The following is a 19,259-nucleotide window of genomic DNA, read 5'->3' on the forward strand; positions in this document are numbered from 1 at the left end:
CGGCGGAACACCCCGTCATAAGCCTTCGGGCTCGTCGAGCTCTCCGGCAAACGAGGAATCAACCCGGCTGCTGTGCAACATCGGCCAATCGAGCCGTATTTCGGCACGCCAATGTCTGCTAGAGCAAGGTGCGGTTTCTGCGAACCTCACTTTGCTCTAGCTCCACGTTTCGACGCGTCTTTGCGATTTGAAATGATTTCCTCAAATCGCAAAACGCTTTAGAAAGCTGAAATGAACCAGACTTCAAACACCAGATGCGGCTTCGTCGCCCTGATCGGCGCTCCCAACGCCGGCAAATCCACGCTGATGAACGCCATCGTCGGCGCCAAGCTGTCGATCGTCACCCACAAGGTCCAGACCACGCGTGCCATCGTGCGCGGTATCGCCATGACGGGTGACGCGCAGATCATCTTCGTCGACACGCCCGGCATCTTCCAGCCCAAGCGCCGGCTCGATCGGGCCATGGTCACCACCGCCTGGAGCGGTGCGGCCGATGCCGATGCCGTCTGCCTGCTCGTCGATGCCCAGCGCGGGCTCGACGAAGGCAATGAGGCGATCCTGGAAAAGCTCTCCGCCACCAAGCAGAAGCGCATCCTCATCCTCAACAAGATCGATGCGGTGAAGCGCGAGAAGCTGCTGGAGCTTGCCCAGGCCGTCAATGCGCGACTATCTTTCGACGAGACCTTCATGGTATCGGCGCTGACCGGCAGCGGCGTGGAGGACCTCACCAACCATCTCGGCTCCATCATGCCGGCCGGGCCTTGGCTCTATCCCGAGGACCAGATCTCGGATGCGCCCCTGCGCTCGCTGGCCGCCGAAATCACGCGCGAGAAGCTGTTCCTGCGCCTGCATGACGAACTGCCCTATGAATCGACTGTGGAGACCACGGCCTGGACCACGATGAAGGATGGCTCGGCCCGCATCGAGCAGACGATTTATGTCACGCGCGAGGGGCACAAGAAGATCGTCATCGGCAAGGGCGGAGAGACCATCAAGGCGATCTCCATGGCGGCCCGCAGGGAAATCACGGCCATGGCAGAGGCGCCGGTGCATCTGTTCCTGTTCGTGAAGGTGCGCGAGAACTGGTCCGATGATCCCGAGCGCTATCGCGAGATGGGTCTGGAATTTCCGGTGGAGAAGCCCTGAGGCGGGTTCCTTTTTGGGAGTGTCAGCCTCCTGGCTGACATTCTGCGCGATGTCAGCCAGGAGGCTGACACTCCAAGCCCCGCGTTCCTCTTTCAGGGCGAGGCAGTCCAGATGGAATGGATCGACAGCGGTTACATCTTGGGTGTGCGTCGCCACGGTGAATCCAGCGTGATCCTGGAGGCGATGACCCGCGATCACGGCCGTCATCTCGGCATGGTGCGGGGAGGGCGCTCGCGGACATTGCAGCCGGTACTGCAGCCCGGCAATGAGGTACAGCTGACCTGGCGCGCCCGGATCGAAGGCCATCTCGGGCATTTCGCCGTCGAGGGGCTGACATTGCATGCCGCCCGCTTCCTCTCCTCCCGGCAGGCCCTGTTCGCCATGACCCATGTGGCGGCCCTCGTCCGCCTGCTGCCGGAGCGCGATCCGCATCCCGGCCTCCATGAGGCGCTCGGCCACCTCGTCGAAGTGCTCGGAGAGCGCGATCTGGCGCCGGCGCTGATCGCCCGCTTCGAACTTGAGATCCTGTCGGATCTCGGCTTCGGCCTCGATCTGGTCGCCTGCGCCGTTACCGGCCGGCAGGACGACCTCGTCTATGTCTCGCCCAAGAGCGGGAGGGCCGTTTGCCGGGAGGCCGGAGCCCCCTGGCACGACCGCTTGTTGCGCTTGCCCGCCTTCCTGCGTGGGGAAGAGGGTATGCCGGAGGCTGGCGATATCGCAGATGCCTTGCGTTTGACCCAGTATTTCCTCGAGCGCGACGTCTTTGCCCCGCGCGGCCTTGCCATGCCGGAGGGACGGCGCGTGCTGCTGGAGAGTCTGGTGGCGGGGCAAGAAAAGGGTTAACCAATCCTTATTCCGCCAAAGTCATTGGCTACGAGCGGCGGATGAAGTTTTCGAGGATGCCGCTGTGACGATCCGCCCCGTTTCCTTGCTGGCGATTGCGCTTTCTCTCGCCGCCGTCCCCCTGACGCAGGCCCAGGCAGGCTGGCGCGACGCGCCCTTCTACGGTGATGGCGGCGGCTGGGGCGGCGAGTTCGAGGCGCCCATGCGCCCCTATCATCCCAGGCCCATCTATCGCGAGGACGATGGCGGCTACGAGACCCGCAGCTTTTATCCGCGCCCTGCCTATCCGCGCCCCTGGGTGAGAAGCCCGGCTTATGAGCCCGATATCGACGGGTCTTATGACGTCCTGCCGGAGGAGCGCGGACCGGCGATGCGTCGGCTTCGCCCGCCGCGCAATGTTGTCGGAACACCCCAGAGCCTGCCGCGTCCGGCTCTGCCGAAGCCGCGCAGCGCGACCCTGTCGGCGCCGAAGAAGATGGACCCGGCGAAAGTCCTGCCGCCCGCAACTGCTCCCACACCGCGCCCCGAGCCGGTCCAGGAGGCAAGAGCGTTGCCGGTGCCGCGGCCCAATCTCGAAAGCATGGATTTCGAACCTTCGAAATAGAGCGGTGGCTTTTATGTGGGCGAGATCTGGAGTGTCAGCCTCCGGCTGACATCTCGGGTGCCGGAAAGCGCTTGGTTTTCAGGATGTCAGCCGGAGGCTGACACTCCGGATTGCTCGCGCGCTTCCCTGAGGGGCGGCCGGATCGAAAAGCGCTTCAGGCCGGTATTCTCGTCCGCGCGACATAGAGCGCGAGAGCGGCGGCGTTCGAGACATTGAGGCTCTTGATCGCGCCGGGCATGTCGAGACGGGCCAGGGCATCGCAGAGCGAACGCGTGCGTTGACGCAAGCCCTTGCCTTCGGCGCCGAGCACGAGCGCCAGCGGTCCGTCGAACGCCGTGCCCTCCAATGTCGCCGGTCCTTCCGAGTCGAGACCGATTCGTGTCACGCCGCTCGCCCCCATTTCATCCAGCGTATCGCCGAGATTGCGCACGGAAACGACCGGCACATGCTCGAGGCCGCCCGACGCCGACTTAGCAAGCACGCCGGTGGCTGCTGGCGAATGGCGCTCTGTGGTAATGATGGCTGCCACCTTGAAGGCAGCGGCCGATCGGATGATAGCGCCGACATTGTGGGGGTCGGTGATCTGGTCGAGCACCAGGACGATGTCCTGGGCGCCGAGTTCCCCGAAGGCGGGAGCGGGGAGGGGGGTTGCTTCGAGATAAAGCCCCTGGTGAATCGAATCGGGTGTGAGCAGGCGGTCGATCTCGCCGGGGCGGACGGTTTCTGCTTTGATTCGCGTCTCGATTTTCTCGTCGGCCAGCCTTTTCAGGGCGTTTTCGGTGGCGAGCAGCCGCTTGAGCTTGCGCTTGGGGTTCTGCAACGCCTCGCGCACCGGGTGCCAGCCATAGATCACCACGGTGTCGAGCGTTGCTTCGCCGGCATAGCCCCGATGGTGGCCGCGATGGCCCCTGCGGTCCCTGTCCTTCATGTCTATCTCCGTTCCGGAGACTGCCCATGGCATGGCTGGCGTGCCAAAAAAAGCCCTGTCCGCGATTAAGTGTAAAAACTCGTCGACAATTGTCGCCTTTTGGGTTGACAGGCACCGATCCCCTCACCATAACGGCGCCCTCTGAACGACGCGGTCGCGCCACTTGGCCGCTTCGATTTCGCAGCGGCGTCACAGCGTTGCGGAAGGACGTTTTGGAGGGGTGCCCGAGTGGTTAAAGGGGACGGACTGTAAATCCGTTGGCTCAGCCTACGTTGGTTCGAATCCAACCCCCTCCACCAAACGTCCAAGGAGTGCTGTGCTTGGTTTGCGGGTGTAGCTCAATGGTAGAGCAGCAGCCTTCCAAGCTGAATACGAGGGTTCGATTCCCTTCACCCGCTCCATTCCCTTCCGGTCGGATTTCGGGCCACCCAAGCCTCGTGCTCCATTCTCTTCTTGCGCGTTGCCGCAAAAACCCCTATCGAGCCGCCCGATATTTCGCACCGGCGAAATACCCAATCCTCCAATGCTGGAAACGGGGCTATGGCCAAAGAGAAATTTGAACGCACGAAGCCGCACTGCAACATCGGCACGATTGGTCACGTTGACCATGGCAAGACGTCGCTGACGGCGGCGATCACGAAGGTTCTTGCCGAGACGGGCGGTGCGACGTTCACGGCGTATGACCAGATCGACAAGGCTCCGGAAGAGAAGGCTCGCGGCATCACGATCTCGACGGCGCACGTCGAGTACGAAACGAAGAACCGCCACTATGCTCACGTCGACTGCCCCGGCCACGCCGACTATGTGAAGAACATGATCACGGGCGCGGCGCAGATGGACGGCGCGATCTTGGTCGTGTCGGCGGCTGACGGCCCGATGCCGCAGACCCGCGAGCACATCCTCTTGGCCCGCCAGGTCGGCGTTCCCGCGCTGGTGGTGTTCCTGAACAAGGTCGACCTGGTCGACGATCCGGAACTGCTCGAACTGGTCGAGATGGAAGTTCGCGAGCTTCTGTCGAAGTACGAGTTCCCCGGCGACGACATTCCGATCACCAAGGGCTCGGCCAAGGTTGCGCTGGACAATGGCGACAAGGCCATCGGCCACGACGCCATCCTGGCTCTGATGCAGACGGTTGACGACTACATTCCGCAGCCGGAGCGTCCGATCGACCAGCCCTTCCTGATGCCGGTCGAAGACGTGTTCTCGATCTCGGGCCGTGGCACCGTGGTGACCGGCCGTGTCGAGCGCGGCATCGTCAAGGTTGGCGAGGAAGTCGAGATCGTCGGCATCCGCGCCACGCAGAAGACGACCGTCACGGGCGTCGAGATGTTCCGCAAGCTGCTCGACCAGGGCCAGGCCGGCGACAACATCGGCGCGCTGCTGCGCGGCACCAAGCGTGAGGACGTGGAGCGCGGCCAGGTGCTGTGCAAGCCCGGCTCCGTGAAGCCGCACACCAAGTTCAAGGCCGAAGCCTACATCCTGACCAAGGAAGAGGGTGGCCGCCACACGCCGTTCTTCGGCAACTACCGTCCGCAGTTCTACTTCCGCACGACGGACGTGACGGGCGTGGTGACGCTGCCGGAAGGCACGGAAATGGTGATGCCGGGCGACAACATCGCCATGGAAGTGAACCTGATCGTGCCGATCGCCATGGAAGAGAAGCTGCGCTTCGCCATCCGTGAAGGCGGTCGTACCGTCGGCGCCGGCGTCGTCGCCGCCATCATCGAATAAGCCCGGGCGAAAGCTCGAGTTCGAAACGGCGCAGCCTTGGCTGCGCCGTTTTTGTTTGTATTGCTGGTTCCATCCGCATTCGAGGAACAAGTCATGATCGTCGTCACCACCAATGATCTCCCAGGCTACCGTGTCGTGAAGCATTTCGGCGTGGTGCGTGGCATCACCGTGCGTTCACGCAGCGTGATCGGCAATATTGGCGGTGCCATTCAATCGGTCTTCGGCGGCAAGCTGTCCGTCTATACCAACCTGGCGGAAACGGCCCGGCAGGAGGCTTATGAGCTTCTGGTGCGCCATGCCGAGGAGATGGGCGCCAATGCCATCATCGCCATGCGCTACGATGCCAATGAGATCATGGACGGAATCACCGAGGTGCTGGCTTACGGCACTGCGGTGGCCGTCGAGCCGGTTTGAGTGAGGTCAGAGGCAGCGGAAGCCTGAAAAGGCGCCACGAAAGGGCGGCGAGCGCAGGTCGGCCGGACTTCTGCCCGGTCGGCGATGAAAATTTACATGATCATCCCCATCTGTGGGATTGCGCCAAATCATTTGCGCGGCTATGTAGGCGCCGCGCGAGCAACGCGTAGGGGTATAGCTCAGCTGGTAGAGCGACGGTCTCCAAAACCGTAGGTCGCGGGTTCGATCCCTGCTGCCCCTGCCAATTTACGCGGATGAGGCGTTCAGCTTTTTTCGCTCTGTCATGAAAGCCGGGGGATGGGGCTTGGCCGCACCCTCGGTTTTGTGTTGGCAAAAACGGCCGGACAGGATTTGCAAGCCCGCAGGGCGGGGTGGCAAGGCCTGCGAGGTTCACAGTCGTCGCAGAGCCTGGCTGGTCGGATCATCTCCGCATCCGCCACGCTCCGCTCAGGCCCGGTCTTGCATTTGCGAGGCAGGATTTCGAAATGAGTGCCGGAACAATCTTGTTTCGGTCAAGGCGGTAGAACGATGGCAAAGACGACTCCGATGGAGTTCTTGCGACAGGTTCGCAATGAAACGAACAAGGTCACCTGGCCCACCCGCCGGGAGACCATGATCACGGCCCTCATGGTTGTGATCTTCACCATCGCCATGGCCATCTTCTTTTCGATCACGGATGCCGTTTTGATCCGTGTCGTCTCCTTCATCGTGAATCTGGGCCGCTAGGGAAATCCATAATGGCCAAGCGCTGGTATATCGTTCACGCCTATTCCAACTTCGAGAACAAGGTCGCGCAGTCGATTCGCGAGCAGGTCGCCCAGCGTGGGCTCTCCGACCTGTTCGAAGAAATCCTGGTGCCGACCGAGAAGGTCGTCGAGGTTCGCCGTGGCCGCAAGGTCGACACCGAACGCAAGTTCTTCCCCGGCTATGTGCTGGTGAAGTGCGACCTGACGGACGAGGTGCATCACCTCATCAAGAACACGCCGAAGGTCACCGGCTTCCTGGGCGCCGACAAGGCCAAGCCCGTGCCGATTCCCGACCGTGAGGCGGAACGCATCAAGGGGCAGGTCGCCGACGGCGTCGAGCGTCCCAAACCCTCCGTCAGCTTCGAAGTCGGCGAGCAGGTCAAGGTGGCCGACGGCCCCTTCGCCTCCTTCAACGGCATCGTCGAGGAAGTCGACGAGAGCCGCGCCCGCCTCAAGGTGGCGGTTTCCATTTTCGGCCGGGCCACCCCGGTCGAACTCGAATACGGGCAGGTCGAAAAGGTCTGATCCCGTACGCGGGAGGGGAAGCAGGGCCATCGCCGCCTTGCCGAACCGAACCGCGAAACTCCGGCCATCGCATTGGTGGCCAGCCATCGGAGACGATGGCCGACAACCGCGGGGCAACCCGCATAGGAGCAACAAATGGCGAAGAAAATTACGGGCTACGTCAAGCTTCAGGTTCCGGCCGGTGCCGCGAACCCGTCGCCGCCCATCGGTCCCGCGCTTGGTCAGCGCGGCCTGAACATCATGGAATTCTGCAAGGCCTTCAATGCGAAGACCGCGCAGATGACCAAGGGCATGCCGATCCCGGTCATCATCACGGCCTATCAGGACCGTTCCTTCACCTTCGAACTGAAGCTTCCCCCGGTGTCCTACTGGGTCAAGGAAGCTGCCGGCATCAAGTCCGGTTCGCAGACCCCCGGCAAGGGCGCCAAGGCTGGCAAGATCACGATCGCCCAGATCCGTGAGATCGCCGAGAAGAAGTTGCCCGATCTCAACTGCGATACGGTTGAGGCCGCCATGGCCATGGTGAAGGGTTCCGCCCAGTCGATGGGCCTCGAGATCGTCGGGTGATATGATGGCACATCAAGGAAAGCGTATCCGCGCGGCCAAGGAAGGCATTGACCGCATCAAGCTTTACGGTCTGGACGAGGCCGTGGCCCTGATCAAGGACCGCGCCAAGGCCAAGTTCGACGAGACCGTCGAGATCGCCATGAACCTGGGCGTTGACCCCCGCCATGCCGACCAGATGGTCCGCGGCGTGTGCAACCTGCCCAACGGTTCGGGTCGTACCCTGCGCGTGGCGGTGTTCGCCCGCGGCGCCAAGGCTGACGAAGCTCGCGCTGCCGGTGCCGACGTGGTCGGCGCCGAGGATCTCGTCGAGATCGTCAACGGCGGCAAGATCGACTTCGATCGCTGCATCGCCACCCCCGACATGATGCCGCTGGTCGGCCGTCTGGGTAAGGTGCTCGGCCCGCGCGGCATGATGCCGAACCCGAAGGTCGGTACGGTGACCATGGACGTCACCGGTGCCGTGCAGGCTTCGAAGGGCGGCGCCGTCGAGTTCCGTGTCGAGAAGGCCGGCATCGTGCACGGTGCTGTCGGCAAAGCTTCGTTCACGGCCGAGAAGCTGGCCGAGAACATCAAGGCTTTCGCCGATGCCGTGGTCAAGGCCAAGCCGACCGGCGCCAAGGGCACCTATGTCCAGCGCGTCGCCCTGTCCTCGACCATGGGGCCGGGCGTGAAGATCGATCCGGCCAGCGTGCTCAGCGCCTGATCGACCTGACAGGTTGAGATCAAGAACCCCGCCGAAGCTGCTTCGGCGGGGTTTTTTATCATTGCGCTGGTCTTGACGCGACCTTCTCGCGCCATGACGCAAGATCCAGGAAGACCGGATCATCCTCATCTTCCGAATAAGTCCACCAACCATCCGCTTCTTCGGCCAGAAGACGCAGGAGCTGTGCCTGTCTCGCTGTTATCGTACCGTGCCCGTACGAGGTCTCCGGGGCGATTTGCCAAAGAGCATATTCCAGATCTGACATCCAGGCGGCGTAGTAGCATTGCTCGCTGATACCCGTCATCAGCGCCAGCAAACCCAGCGCAGCGCCGTTTTGCGGGCTTTCCGTAAAGAGGCAATCGATCGTCGCTCGCGGGATTTCCAACTTGTACCTCTCCATCGCCCTGCTATTCTGAGACAGCAAGGCCTCGCGATATTGGCACGCCAATGTCTTTCGGTTGCGCCTTGAAAAATTGGGGCAGCGATAAAATTCCCCCTTGGCAATTCGCCCGGGAGGGACTATATCGCGGTTCTCACTGAACTGATCAAAGGTTCATGACCCTGGGATGTGTAAACAGCCCGGGATTTTTGCTGTCCGAAGCAATTTGGACGGCTGACTGGCCGGCTGGGTTTTCGAACCTTGACGGCCATGTCCTGTCCGAGACTGCAGGCGCAGGGAAACCTGCTTAATTGCCAGGAGAGGCCGTTAAAAGCGCTCCTTTTGGCCTGCATAGACGGGGAAGACCGGTTTTCGGTGTCCGCCTCGCGGCTGCCTCGTGAATTGGTTCGATCCGACTCACTCGTCCTAATGGTCTGTGTCATTTTGACGCAGGCATGACGGCGAGGGACAGGCAATCGAGCGTCGCCTTCGCCAAAGCTCCGGTTCGCCGGTGCCCGGAAGGCGGCAAGTGCAACGGTCGGCTTTCCCACCAATTTCGGAAAGCTGCAACCGGAGAGAGCAACGTGGAAAGAGCGGAAAAGCAGGAGTTCATCGGCTTTCTCCAGGAGGTCTTCACGACCACTGGGGTTGTCGTCGTAGCTCACTATTCCGGCCTGACCGTCGCCCAGATGCAGAACCTGCGCAAGCAGATGAAGCAGGCTGGCGCGACTGTGAAGGTCGCGAAGAACCGCCTCGCCAAGATCGCTCTTGATGGCACGGATGTGGCCTCTATCGCGCCCCTCATGAAGGGCCCGACCCTGATCGCTTATTCGAGCGATCCGGTGGCTGCACCCAAGGTCGCCGTCGATTTCGCCAAGGCCCACGACAAGTTCGTGATCCTCGGCGGCGCGATGGGCAAGACCTCTCTGGACCAGAACGGTGTCAAGGCGCTTGCGACCTTGCCGTCTCTGGACGAACTGCGCGCCAAGCTGATCGGCCTCATCCAGGCCCCGGCTACCAAGATCGCTCAGGTCGTCAACGCACCGGCTGCCAAGCTGGCTCGCGTGTTCGGAGCCTATGCCAAGCAAGACGAAGCGGCGTAAGGCCGTTCGCAACCCGATTAAACCGGTACGAACCAAAACCAAGGATTATGGACAATGTCCAAGATTGAAAAGCTTGTTGAAGACCTGTCGAGCCTGACCGTGCTCGAGGCTGCCGACCTCGCCAAGGCCCTGGAAGAGAAGTGGGGCGTTTCGGCTGCTGCGGCTGTTGCCGTCGCTGCTGCTCCCGGCGCTGCTGCCGCTGCTCCGGCTGCTGAAGCCCAGACCGAGTTCACCGTCGTTCTGGCTGCTGCCGGCGACAAGAAGATCGAGGTCATCAAGGAAGTCCGCGCGATCACCGGCCTCGGCCTCAAGGAAGCCAAGGACTTGGTCGAAGCTGCTCCGAAGCCGGTCAAGGAAGCCGTTGCCAAGGAAGAAGCCGACAAGATCAAGGCCGCCCTCGAGAAGGTCGGCGCCAAGGTCGAGCTCAAGTAAGAGAGCTTGCTTCAGGCGTTTTGGCTCCGGGGTTTTCCCCCGGGGCCTTTTCGGCGTTTTAGGCCAACCTCCAGCAGGACCTGGCCTGGGCGCCGGAACGGCGGACCAGAGAATCTTCGAGGCGCAGCCTCCTGGGATTTTCCGGTCTGCCGTGACGAGAACGGTAAAGGCCGGGTGTCCCGGCCGGAAGTTTCAGCGTCGGTCCGCGACAGCGGGGCGGTGCCAGGCGGGGAAGGAACATCTTCCTCGCGCAATCAATGCCTGCAGGAGCGGTGCGGTGGCGCCGGGCTTGCTTGAAAGGACGAGGACCACATGGCTCAGACGACCAATGCCCGCAAGCGCGTCCGCCGGTTTTTCGGAAAGATCCGCGAAGTCGCGACGATGCCGAACCTGATCGAGGTTCAGAAGGCTTCCTATGACCAGTTTCTCCAGGTCTTTGAGCCAGATGGCGGGCGGACGGATGAGGGATTGCAGACCGTCTTCAAGTCGGTCTTCCCGATCTCGGACTTTTCCAACAAGGCGATGCTCGAATTCGTCCGCTATGAATTCGAAGCGCCGAAATATGACGTCGATGAGTGCCGCCAGCGTGGCATGACCTTCGCCGCACCCCTCAAGGTGACGCTGCGCCTGATCGTGTTCGATGTCGACGAGGAAACCGGCGCCCGCTCCGTCAAGGACATCAAGGAGCAGGATGTCTACATGGGCGACATGCCGCTCATGACCTCGAATGGCACCTTCATCGTCAACGGCACCGAGCGCGTCATCGTCTCCCAGATGCACCGTTCGCCGGGCGTGTTCTTCGATCACGACAAGGGCAAGACCCATTCCTCGGGCAAGCTTCTGTTCGCGGCCCGCATCATTCCCTATCGCGGTTCCTGGCTCGACATCGAGTTCGATGCCAAGGACATCGTGCATGCCCGTATCGACCGCCGCCGCAAGATCCCGGTCTCCTCGCTGCTGTTCGCCCTCGGCATGGACGGCGAGGAAATTCTGCGCACCTTCTACAATTCCATCACCTATGTCCGCGACAAGGATGGCTGGCGCGTTCCATACGACTGGAACCGTCTGAAGGGCGTCAAGCCGACCACCGACTTCATCGACGCCGATACCGGCGAGATCGTGGTCGAGTCCGGCAAGAAGCTGACGGCGCGTTCGGCACGCGCCCTGGCCGAGAAGGGCCTCAAGGCCCTGCGCGTCACGGATGAGGACCTGATCGGCCGTTATGTCGCCGAGGACATCGTCAATCTGAATACCGGCGAGATCTATCTGGAAGCCGGCGACGAGCTCAGCGAGAAGAACCTCAAGCTGCTCGGTGACGAGGGCTTCGACGAGATCCCGGTGCTCGACATCGACCACGTCACCGTTGGCGGCTATATCCGCAACACGCTGGCGGTCGACAAGAACAACTCGCGCGAAGAGGCCCTGTTCGACATCTATCGCGTGATGCGCCCGGGCGAGCCGCCGACCATCGACTCCGCCGAGGCGATGTTCCAGTCGCTCTTCTTCGATGCCGAGCGCTACGACCTCTCCTCGGTCGGCCGCGTCAAGATGAACATGCGCCTCGACCTCGACGCCGAGGACACCGTGCGCGTGCTGCGCAAGGACGACATCCTGGCTGTGGTCAGGACGCTGGTGGACCTGCGTGACGGCAAGGGCGAGATCGACGACATCGACCATCTCGGCAACCGCCGCGTGCGTTCGGTCGGCGAACTGATGGAAAATCAGTATCGCGTGGGCCTGCTGCGTATGGAGCGCGCCATCAAGGAACGCATGTCCTCGGTCGACGTCGACACCGTGATGCCGCAGGACCTGATCAACGCCAAGCCGGCGGCTGCCGCCGTGCGCGAGTTCTTCGGTTCCTCGCAGCTCTCGCAGTTCATGGACCAGACCAACCCGCTGTCGGAAATCACCCACAAGCGCCGCCTGTCGGCCCTTGGCCCGGGCGGTCTGACCCGCGAGCGTGCCGGCTTCGAAGTCCGCGACGTGCATCCCACGCATTATGGCCGCATCTGCCCGATCGAGACGCCGGAAGGCCCGAATATCGGTCTGATCAACTCGCTGGCGACCTTTGCGCGCGTCAACAAGTACGGCTTCATCGAGGCGCCCTACCGTCGCGTCCGCGACAGCAAGGTCACGCCCGAGGTCGTCTATCTGTCGGCGATGGAAGAGGGCAAGTACTACGTCGCCCAGGCCAACATCCCGGTCGACCAGGAAGGCCGCCTCACCGAGGACTTCGTGGTCTGCCGCCATGCCGGCGAGAACGTCATGGTCACGCCCGACCGCGTCGACTACATGGACGTGTCGCCCAAGCAGCTCGTCTCCGTCGCTGCGGCGCTCATTCCCTTCATCGAGAATGACGACGCCAACCGCGCGCTGATGGGTGCGAACATGCAGCGTCAGGCCGTGCCGCTGGTGCGCGCCGATGCGCCGTTCGTCGGCACCGGCATGGAGAGCGTAGTGGCCCGCGACTCGGGCGCCGCGATCGCCGCTCGCCGCACCGGCATCGTCGACCAGATCGACGCGACGCGTATCGTCATCCGCGCCACCGCCGATCTCGATCCGACCCAGTCGGGCGTCGACATCTACCGCCTGATGAAGTTCCAGCGTTCCAACCAGTCGACCTGCATCACGCAGAAGCCGCTGGTGCGCGTGGGTGACGTGGTCAGGAAGGGCGACATCATTGCCGACGGTCCTTCGACCGAGCTCGGCGAGCTGGCGCTCGGCCGCAACGTCCTTGTCGCCTTCATGCCCTGGAACGGCTACAACTTCGAGGACTCCATCCTGCTCAGCGAGAACATCGCCAAGGAGGACGTGTTCACCTCGATCCACATCGACGAGTTCGAAGTGATGGCCCGCGATACCAAGCTGGGTCCGGAAGAAATCACGCGCGACATTCCGAACGTCTCGGAAGAAGCGCTGAAGAACCTGGACGAAGCCGGTATCGTCTATATCGGTGCCGAAGTGCAGGCGGGCGACATCCTCGTCGGCAAGATCACGCCGAAGGGCGAGAGCCCGATGACGCCGGAAGAAAAGCTCCTGCGCGCCATCTTCGGCGAAAAGGCCTCCGACGTGCGCGACACCTCGCTGCGCGTGCCCCCGGGCGTCACCGGCACCATCGTCGAAGTGCGCGTGTTCAACCGCCACGGCGTCGACAAGGACGAGCGCGCCCAGGCGATCGAGCGCGAGGAGATCGAGCGCCTGGCCAAGGACCGCGACGACGAGCAGGCGATCCTCGACCGCAACGTCTATCAGCGTCTCGTCGAGATGCTGGAAGGCAAGGCGGCGATCGGCGGGCCGAAGGGCTTCAAGAAGGAGACGGTGCTCACTGCTGACGTGATGCAGGAGTATCCGCGCTCGCAGTGGTGGAACTTCGCCGTGGCCGACGACGCGCTGATGAGCGAAGTCGAGGCCATGCGCAAGCAGTACGACGAATCCAAGAAGCGCCTCGAACAGCGCTTCCTGGACAAGGTCGAGAAGCTGCAGCGCGGCGACGAGCTGCCGCCCGGCGTGATGAAGATGGTCAAGGTCTTCGTCGCCGTGAAGCGCAAGATCCAGCCGGGCGACAAGATGGCCGGCCGTCACGGCAACAAGGGCGTGGTCTCGCGCATCATGCCGATCGAAGACATGCCCTTCCTCGAGGATGGCACGCCGGTCGACATCGTGCTCAACCCGCTGGGCGTTCCGAGCCGCATGAATGTCGGTCAGATTCTCGAAACCCATATGGGTTGGGCGGCTGCTGGCCTCGGCAAGCTCGTCGGCCAGGCCATCGATGCCTACAAGAAGGGCAAGGGGGCCAGCCAGCTCAAGAATACGCTCGACCGCATCTACGGTAACAACGAGGAAATCGAGTCCATGGACGAGCGTGAGCTCGTCGACATGTCCTCGACGCTTCGCCGCGGCGTGCCGATCGCGACCCCGGTCTTCGACGGTGCCAAGGAAAGCGACATCGTCGACTTCCTCAAGATGGCTGGCCATGACGCTTCGGGTCAGGTGCAGCTCTATGACGGACGCACGGGCAACCCCTTCGACCGCAAGGTGACAGTCGGCTACATCTACATGCTGAAGCTGCACCATCTGGTCGACGACAAGATCCACGCCCGTTCGATCGGTCCGTACTCGCTGGTCACGCAGCAGCCGCTGGGTGGCAAGGCGCAGTTCGGCGGCCAGCGCTTCGGCGAAATGGAGGTGTGGGCCCTCGAAGCCTATGGCGCCGCCTACACGCTGCAGGAGATGCTCACCGTCAAGTCCGACGACGTGGCGGGCCGTACCAAGGTCTACGAGGCCATCGTGCGTGGCGACGACACCTTCGAGGCGGGCATCCCGGAATCGTTCAACGTTCTGGTCAAGGAAATGCGTTCGCTGGGCCTCAACGTCGAGCTCACCGGCCTGCGCAACGCCGACCAGATGCTGCCGCCGGCCGAGGCTGCCGAGTGACATTGCCCGGGAGGCGGGTCTTCGGACCCGCCGTGACCGTGCCGCGAATGAGGCGGGTCTGAAGACCCGCCCCCCAATTTTATCCGCGCGGGCAGGGGCGTTGGCCCCGCCTTAGCGCAAACCTGGAGACGGCCATGAACCAAGAGGTCATGAATCTCTTCAACCCCGTAGCGCAGCCGCAGACCTTCGATCAGATCAAGATCTCGATCGCTTCGCCGGAAAAGATTCTTTCGTGGTCCTACGGCGAGATCAAGAAGCCTGAGACCATCAATTACCGTACGTTCAAGCCCGAGCGTGACGGCCTGTTCTGCGCGCGCATCTTCGGACCGATCAAGGACTACGAATGCTTGTGCGGCAAGTACAAGCGCATGAAGTACAAGGGTGTCATCTGCGAGAAGTGCGGCGTGGAAGTCACGCTGTCGCGCGTCCGCCGTGAGCGTATGGGCCATATCGAGCTCGCCGCGCCCGTCGCCCATATCTGGTTCCTGAAGTCGCTGCCGAGCCGCATCGGCCTGTTGATGGACATGACGCTCAAGGATCTCGAGCGCATCCTGTACTTCGAATATTACGTCGTGATCGAGCCCGGCCTCACCCCGCTGAAGGAGCGTCAGCTCCTCTCCGAGGATGAGTATGCGCGCGCCCAGGACGAGTATGGCGAGGACTCGTTCACCGCCATGATCGGTGCCGAGGCCATCCGCGAGATGCTGCGCGCCATGGATCTGGAGAAGATCGCGGCGGACCTGCGCGTCGAGATCGCCGAGTCCACCTCCGAGCTCAAGCCCAAGAAGCTCGCCAAGCGCCTGAAGATCATTGAGGCCTTCATCCAGTCGGGCAACAAGCCCGAATGGATGATCCTGACGGCCGTGCCGGTGATCCCGCCGGATCTGCGTCCGCTCGTGCCGCTGGACGGCGGCCGCTTCGCGACCTCGGACCTTAACGATCTCTATCGCCGCGTCATCAACCGCAACAACCGCTTGAAGCGGCTGATTGAGCTGCGTGCGCCTGATATCATCATCCGCAACGAAAAGCGCATGCTGCAGGAAGCAGTGGACGCGCTCTTCGACAACGGCCGCCGCGGTCGCGTCATCACGGGCGCCAACAAGCGTCCGCTGAAGTCGCTGTCCGACATGCTGAAGGGCAAGCAGGGCCGCTTCCGCCAGAACCTGCTCGGCAAGCGCGTCGACTATTCCGGCCGTTCGGTGATCGTCGTCGGTCCCGAGCTGAAGCTGCATCAGTGCGGCCTGCCCAAGAAGATGGCGCTGGAGCTGTTCAAGCCCTTCATTTATTCGCGCCTCGACGCGAAGGGCCTGTCGGCGACCGTCAAGCAGGCCAAGAAGCTGGTCGAGAAGGAAAAGCCGGAAGTCTGGGATATCCTCGACGAGGTCATCCGTGAGCATCCGGTGCTGCTCAACCGCGCTCCGACGCTGCACCGCCTCGGCATCCAGGCCTTCGAGCCGGTGCTGATCGAAGGCAAGGCCATCCAGCTGCATCCGCTGGTCTGCACGGCCTTCAACGCGGACTTCGACGGTGACCAGATGGCCGTGCACGTCCCGCTGTCGCTCGAAGCGCAGCTGGAAGCGCGCGTCCTGATGATGTCGACCAACAACATCCTGCATCCGGCCAACGGTCAGCCGATCATCGTGCCGTCGCAGGACGTCGTGCTAGGTCTGTATTACGTGACGCTGATGTCGGACGGCGAGCCCGGACAGGGCATGGTGTTCGGCAATGTCGGCGAACTCGATCACGCGATCGACAACAAGGTCGTCACGCTGCACTCCAAGATCAAGTGGCGCTGGAAGGGCGTCGATGCCGAGGGCAACGAGGTCAGCAAGATCTACGACACCACGCCCGGCCGCGTGAAGCTGGCCGAGCTGCTGCCGAAGAATCCGAAGATCTCCTTCGAGGCCGCCAACAATCTGATGACGAAGAAGGCGATCTCCGCCCTCATCGACGTCGTCTATCGTAACGTCGGCCAGAAGGAAGCGGTCATCTTCTGCGACCGCATCATGACGCTCGGCTTCTCCAACGCCTTCAAGGCGGGCATTTCCTTCGGCAAGGACGACATCGTCGTGCCGGACAACAAGTGGAAGATCGTCGCCGAGACCGACGCTTTGGCGAAGGACTATGAGCAGCAGTACAATGACGGCCTGATCACCCAGGGCGAAAAGTACAACAAGGTCGTCGACGCCTGGGCGAAGTGCGCCGATCGTCTCGCCAAGGAGATGATGGATCGCATTTCGGCCGTGAAGAAGGACGATAGCGGCCGCGACAAGCCGATCAACTCCATCTACATGATGGCGCATTCCTCGGCTCGTGGCTCGCCTGCTCAGATGCGCCAGCTCGGCGCCATGCGCGGCCTGATGGCCAAGCCGTCGGGCGAGATCATCGAGACGCCGATCATCTCGAACTTCAAGGAAGGCCTGACCGTGCTCGAGTACTTCAACTCGACCCACGGCGCCCGCAAGGGTCTGGCCGACACCGCCTTGAAGACGGCGAACTCGGGTTACCTGACCCGTCGTCTCGTCGACGTCGCCCAGGATTCGATCATCACCGAAACCGATTGCGGCTCGCAGGGCGGCATCGGCGTGCGTGCGATCGTCGATGCGGGCCAGGTCGTGGCTTCGCTGGGCATTCGTGTCCTCGGTCGTACCGCCGCCGAGAACATCACCGACCCCTCGACCGGTACCGTCATCGTGCCGATGGGCGAGATGATCGACGAAAAGGCTGTCGACCTGATCGCCGCTTCGGGCCTGCAGGAGATCAAGATCCGTTCGGTGCTCACCTGCGAGACCAAGAACGGCGTCTGCGCCACCTGCTATGGTCGCGATCTGGCACGCGGTACGCGCGTCAACATGGGCGAGGCCGTCGGCGTCATTGCGGCGCAGTCGATCGGTGAACCGGGCACGCAGCTCACCATGCGTACCTTCCACATCGGCGGCGCGGCGCAGATCAACGAGCAGTCGAACATCGAGTCGACCTTCGAGGGCACGGTCAAGATCCGTAACCGCAACGTCGTGCGCAATTCGGATGGCGAGCTGATCGCCATGGCGCGTAACCTGGCTGTCGTCGTCCTCGACCATGACGGCACGGAGCGTTCGGTCAACCGCGTCCCCTACGGTGCCCGCATCAAGGTGGACGACGGCGACAAGATCAAGCGCGGCCAGCGCATTGCCGAGTGGGATCCCTATACCCGCCCGGTGATCACCGAACTCGACGGCGTGATCGGCTATGAGGATCTGGTCGATGGCATCTCGGTCAACGAGAGCGCCGACGAGTCGACCGGCATCACCAAGCGCGTCGTCTCCGACTGGCGGACCTCGAGCCGTTCGGCGGATCTGCGTCCGGCCCTGGTGATCAAGGGTGGCGATGGCAAGATCGCCAAGCTGTCGCGTGGCGGCGACGCCCGCTACTTCCTGGCGGCTGAATCCGTCATCTCGGTCGACCCCGGCTCGAAGGTGAATGCTGGCGACGTCATTGCCCGCGTGCCGCTGGAAAGCGCCAAGACCCGCGACATCACGGGCGGTCTGCCGCGCGTGGCGGAGCTGTTCGAGGCCCGTCGTCCGAAGGATGCGGCGATCATCGCCGAGATCACCGGCACGATCCAGTTCGGCCGCGACTACAAGAACAAGCGTCGTCTCGTGATCCAGCCGCATGAGGCTGATCAGGAGCCGGTCGAATATCTGATCCCGAAGGGCAAGCACATCCATCTCCAGGACGGCGACGTCGTCGAGAAGGGTGACTTCATCGTCGACGGCAACCCGGCCCCGCATGATATTCTGGCGGTCAAGGGCGTCGAGGAACTGGCGGCTTACCTGGTCAACGAGATCCAGGAAGTCTACCGCTTGCAGGGCGTGCAGATTAACGACAAGCACATCGAAGTGATCGTCCGGCAGATGCTGCAGAAGATCGAGGTCACCGACGCCGGTGAGACCGAGTTCCTGCCCAGCGAGCAGGTCGACCGCATCGAGTTCGAGGCGGCCAACCTCAAGGCGGTCGAAGAAGGCCGCAAGCCCGCAGTCGGCCATCCGGTGCTGCTCGGTATCACCAAGGCTTCGCTGCAGACGCGTTCGTTCATCTCGGCCGCCTCGTTCCAGGAGACCACCCGCGTGCTCACCGAAGCTGCCGTCAACGGCAAGTCGGACACGCTGGAGGGCCTCAAGGAGAACGTCATCGTCGGCCGTCTCATCCCGGCCGGCACCGGCGCCCAGATCGCGCGGGTCCGCGAGATCGCCAAGCGCCGCGACGACCTCATCCTGCAGCAGAAGCAGGCCGAGGCCGGCGTTCCCGCCGCACCGGCAGGCGATGCCGAAGTGGTGGCTCTGCCCGCGGCGGAGTAGGAAAATTCAACCGAACGGTTGAATGGAAGGGCGGCTCGCAAGGGCCGCCCTTTCGTCTTTGAGGCAGGCGTGCTCGTGGCGGAGGAAGGGAGTCTCTCCGGCTTCAAGCCATGCAAAACGGCAAAGGGGCTATGCAGAAGCTCCTATCGCCGCCAAAACCGCATCTATTGGCGATTTTGACACGCTTCGTGCTTGACGACAGGCGAGTCGGCCGTTAAAGACCACTTCACTTTCAGGGCGGGCCGTAAGACGTATTGTTCCTGCTGTCGACAAGACGCGGAACTGAGTTCTTAAACGCTGCCTCCGGACTACCAGACACAGTTCCGGTCATGATCGTCACGCCCTGCGTTGCGATCCTCTGTGGGTG

The 19,259-nt window shown here is 62.6% G+C and carries 15 protein-coding genes and 3 tRNA genes; 16 read left to right on the forward strand and 2 right to left on the reverse strand.

Going from position 1 to position 19,259, the window contains the following annotated elements:
• Positions 1–231 precede the first annotated feature (231 nt).
• The 3 genes from era to U1R88_RS00240 all read left to right on the forward strand — a co-directional run bounded on the left by era (position 232) and on the right by U1R88_RS00240 (position 2,593).
• Positions 232–1,146 carry a GTPase Era gene (gene era, locus U1R88_RS00230; RefSeq protein WP_322429505.1) on the forward strand — a complete coding sequence of 305 codons (915 nt, stop codon included), beginning with the start codon at positions 232–234 and terminating at the stop codon, positions 1,144–1,146.
• A gap of 111 nt (positions 1,147–1,257) precedes the next feature.
• Positions 1,258–1,989: a DNA repair protein RecO gene (gene recO, locus U1R88_RS00235; RefSeq protein WP_322429506.1), complete on the forward strand. Its 732-nt coding sequence runs from the start codon at positions 1,258–1,260 to the stop codon at positions 1,987–1,989.
• 64 nt (positions 1,990–2,053) lie between these two features.
• Complete coding sequence (locus U1R88_RS00240) at positions 2,054–2,593, forward strand: hypothetical protein (protein WP_322429507.1); 540 nt, start codon at positions 2,054–2,056, stop codon at positions 2,591–2,593.
• Positions 2,594–2,747: 154 nt separating this feature from the next.
• Here the strand turns inward: U1R88_RS00240 and U1R88_RS00245 are convergent, their stop codons facing one another.
• Positions 2,748–3,521 (reverse strand): TrmH family RNA methyltransferase, encoded by a 774-nt coding sequence (locus U1R88_RS00245; RefSeq protein WP_322429508.1) that lies wholly within the window; start codon positions 3,519–3,521, stop codon positions 2,748–2,750.
• 214 nt (positions 3,522–3,735) lie between these two features.
• On the opposite strand from U1R88_RS00245, the gene U1R88_RS00250 reads away from it, so the two are divergent.
• The 9 genes from U1R88_RS00250 (at position 3,736) to rplA (ending at position 8,207) form a co-directional block, all read left to right on the forward strand.
• Positions 3,736–3,820: transfer RNA gene (locus U1R88_RS00250), tRNA-Tyr, on the forward strand.
• A 28-nt stretch (positions 3,821–3,848) separates the two neighbouring features.
• A tRNA-Gly gene (locus tag U1R88_RS00255) sits at positions 3,849–3,922 on the forward strand.
• 139 nt (positions 3,923–4,061) lie between these two features.
• Positions 4,062–5,252 carry an elongation factor Tu gene (tuf, locus tag U1R88_RS00260; protein WP_322429509.1) on the forward strand — a complete coding sequence of 397 codons (1,191 nt, stop codon included), beginning with the start codon at positions 4,062–4,064 and terminating at the stop codon, positions 5,250–5,252.
• A 93-nt stretch (positions 5,253–5,345) separates the two neighbouring features.
• Positions 5,346–5,666 (forward strand): YbjQ family protein, encoded by a 321-nt coding sequence (locus U1R88_RS00265; RefSeq protein ID WP_068297496.1) that lies wholly within the window; start codon positions 5,346–5,348, stop codon positions 5,664–5,666.
• A 168-nt stretch (positions 5,667–5,834) separates the two neighbouring features.
• Positions 5,835–5,910 (forward strand) — tRNA-Trp (locus U1R88_RS00270).
• Between the two features lie 284 nt (positions 5,911–6,194).
• Positions 6,195–6,392: a preprotein translocase subunit SecE gene (secE, locus tag U1R88_RS00275; RefSeq protein ID WP_068297493.1), complete on the forward strand. Its 198-nt coding sequence runs from the start codon at positions 6,195–6,197 to the stop codon at positions 6,390–6,392.
• An 11-nt stretch (positions 6,393–6,403) separates the two neighbouring features.
• Positions 6,404–6,937 carry a transcription termination/antitermination protein NusG gene (nusG, locus tag U1R88_RS00280; protein ID WP_068297490.1) on the forward strand — a complete coding sequence of 178 codons (534 nt, stop codon included), beginning with the start codon at positions 6,404–6,406 and terminating at the stop codon, positions 6,935–6,937.
• A 135-nt stretch (positions 6,938–7,072) separates the two neighbouring features.
• Complete coding sequence (gene rplK / locus U1R88_RS00285; RefSeq protein WP_105865683.1) at positions 7,073–7,504, forward strand: 50S ribosomal protein L11; 432 nt, start codon at positions 7,073–7,075, stop codon at positions 7,502–7,504.
• 4 nt (positions 7,505–7,508) lie between these two features.
• A complete protein-coding gene (rplA, locus tag U1R88_RS00290; RefSeq protein WP_068297499.1) occupies positions 7,509–8,207 on the forward strand; it encodes a 50S ribosomal protein L1 in 699 nt (232 codons plus the stop codon).
• Between the two features lie 58 nt (positions 8,208–8,265).
• Here the strand turns inward: rplA and U1R88_RS00295 are convergent, their stop codons facing one another.
• Positions 8,266–8,592, reverse strand: coding sequence for a hypothetical protein (locus U1R88_RS00295; protein WP_322429510.1), 327 nt, complete (start codon positions 8,590–8,592; stop codon positions 8,266–8,268).
• 578 nt (positions 8,593–9,170) lie between these two features.
• On the opposite strand from U1R88_RS00295, the gene rplJ reads away from it, so the two are divergent.
• From rplJ to rpoC, 4 genes are all read left to right on the forward strand, one after another.
• Positions 9,171–9,689 carry a 50S ribosomal protein L10 gene (rplJ, locus tag U1R88_RS00300; RefSeq protein WP_068297481.1) on the forward strand — a complete coding sequence of 173 codons (519 nt, stop codon included), beginning with the start codon at positions 9,171–9,173 and terminating at the stop codon, positions 9,687–9,689.
• Positions 9,690–9,743: 54 nt separating this feature from the next.
• Complete coding sequence (gene rplL, locus U1R88_RS00305; protein ID WP_068297478.1) at positions 9,744–10,121, forward strand: 50S ribosomal protein L7/L12; 378 nt, start codon at positions 9,744–9,746, stop codon at positions 10,119–10,121.
• Positions 10,122–10,433: 312 nt separating this feature from the next.
• The gene (rpoB, locus tag U1R88_RS00310; RefSeq protein ID WP_068297475.1) at positions 10,434–14,555 is read left to right on the forward strand and encodes a DNA-directed RNA polymerase subunit beta; all 4,122 of its coding nucleotides are present in this window, start codon (positions 10,434–10,436) and stop codon (positions 14,553–14,555) included.
• A gap of 134 nt (positions 14,556–14,689) precedes the next feature.
• Positions 14,690–18,892 (forward strand): DNA-directed RNA polymerase subunit beta', encoded by a 4,203-nt coding sequence (gene rpoC, locus U1R88_RS00315; protein ID WP_322429511.1) that lies wholly within the window; start codon positions 14,690–14,692, stop codon positions 18,890–18,892.
• The last annotated feature ends 367 nt before the right edge of the window (positions 18,893–19,259 follow it).

Origin of the sequence: Labrys sedimenti (assembly GCF_034424805.1) — a bacterium.
GTDB classification, from domain to species: Bacteria; Pseudomonadota; Alphaproteobacteria; order Rhizobiales; family Labraceae; genus Labrys; species Labrys sedimenti.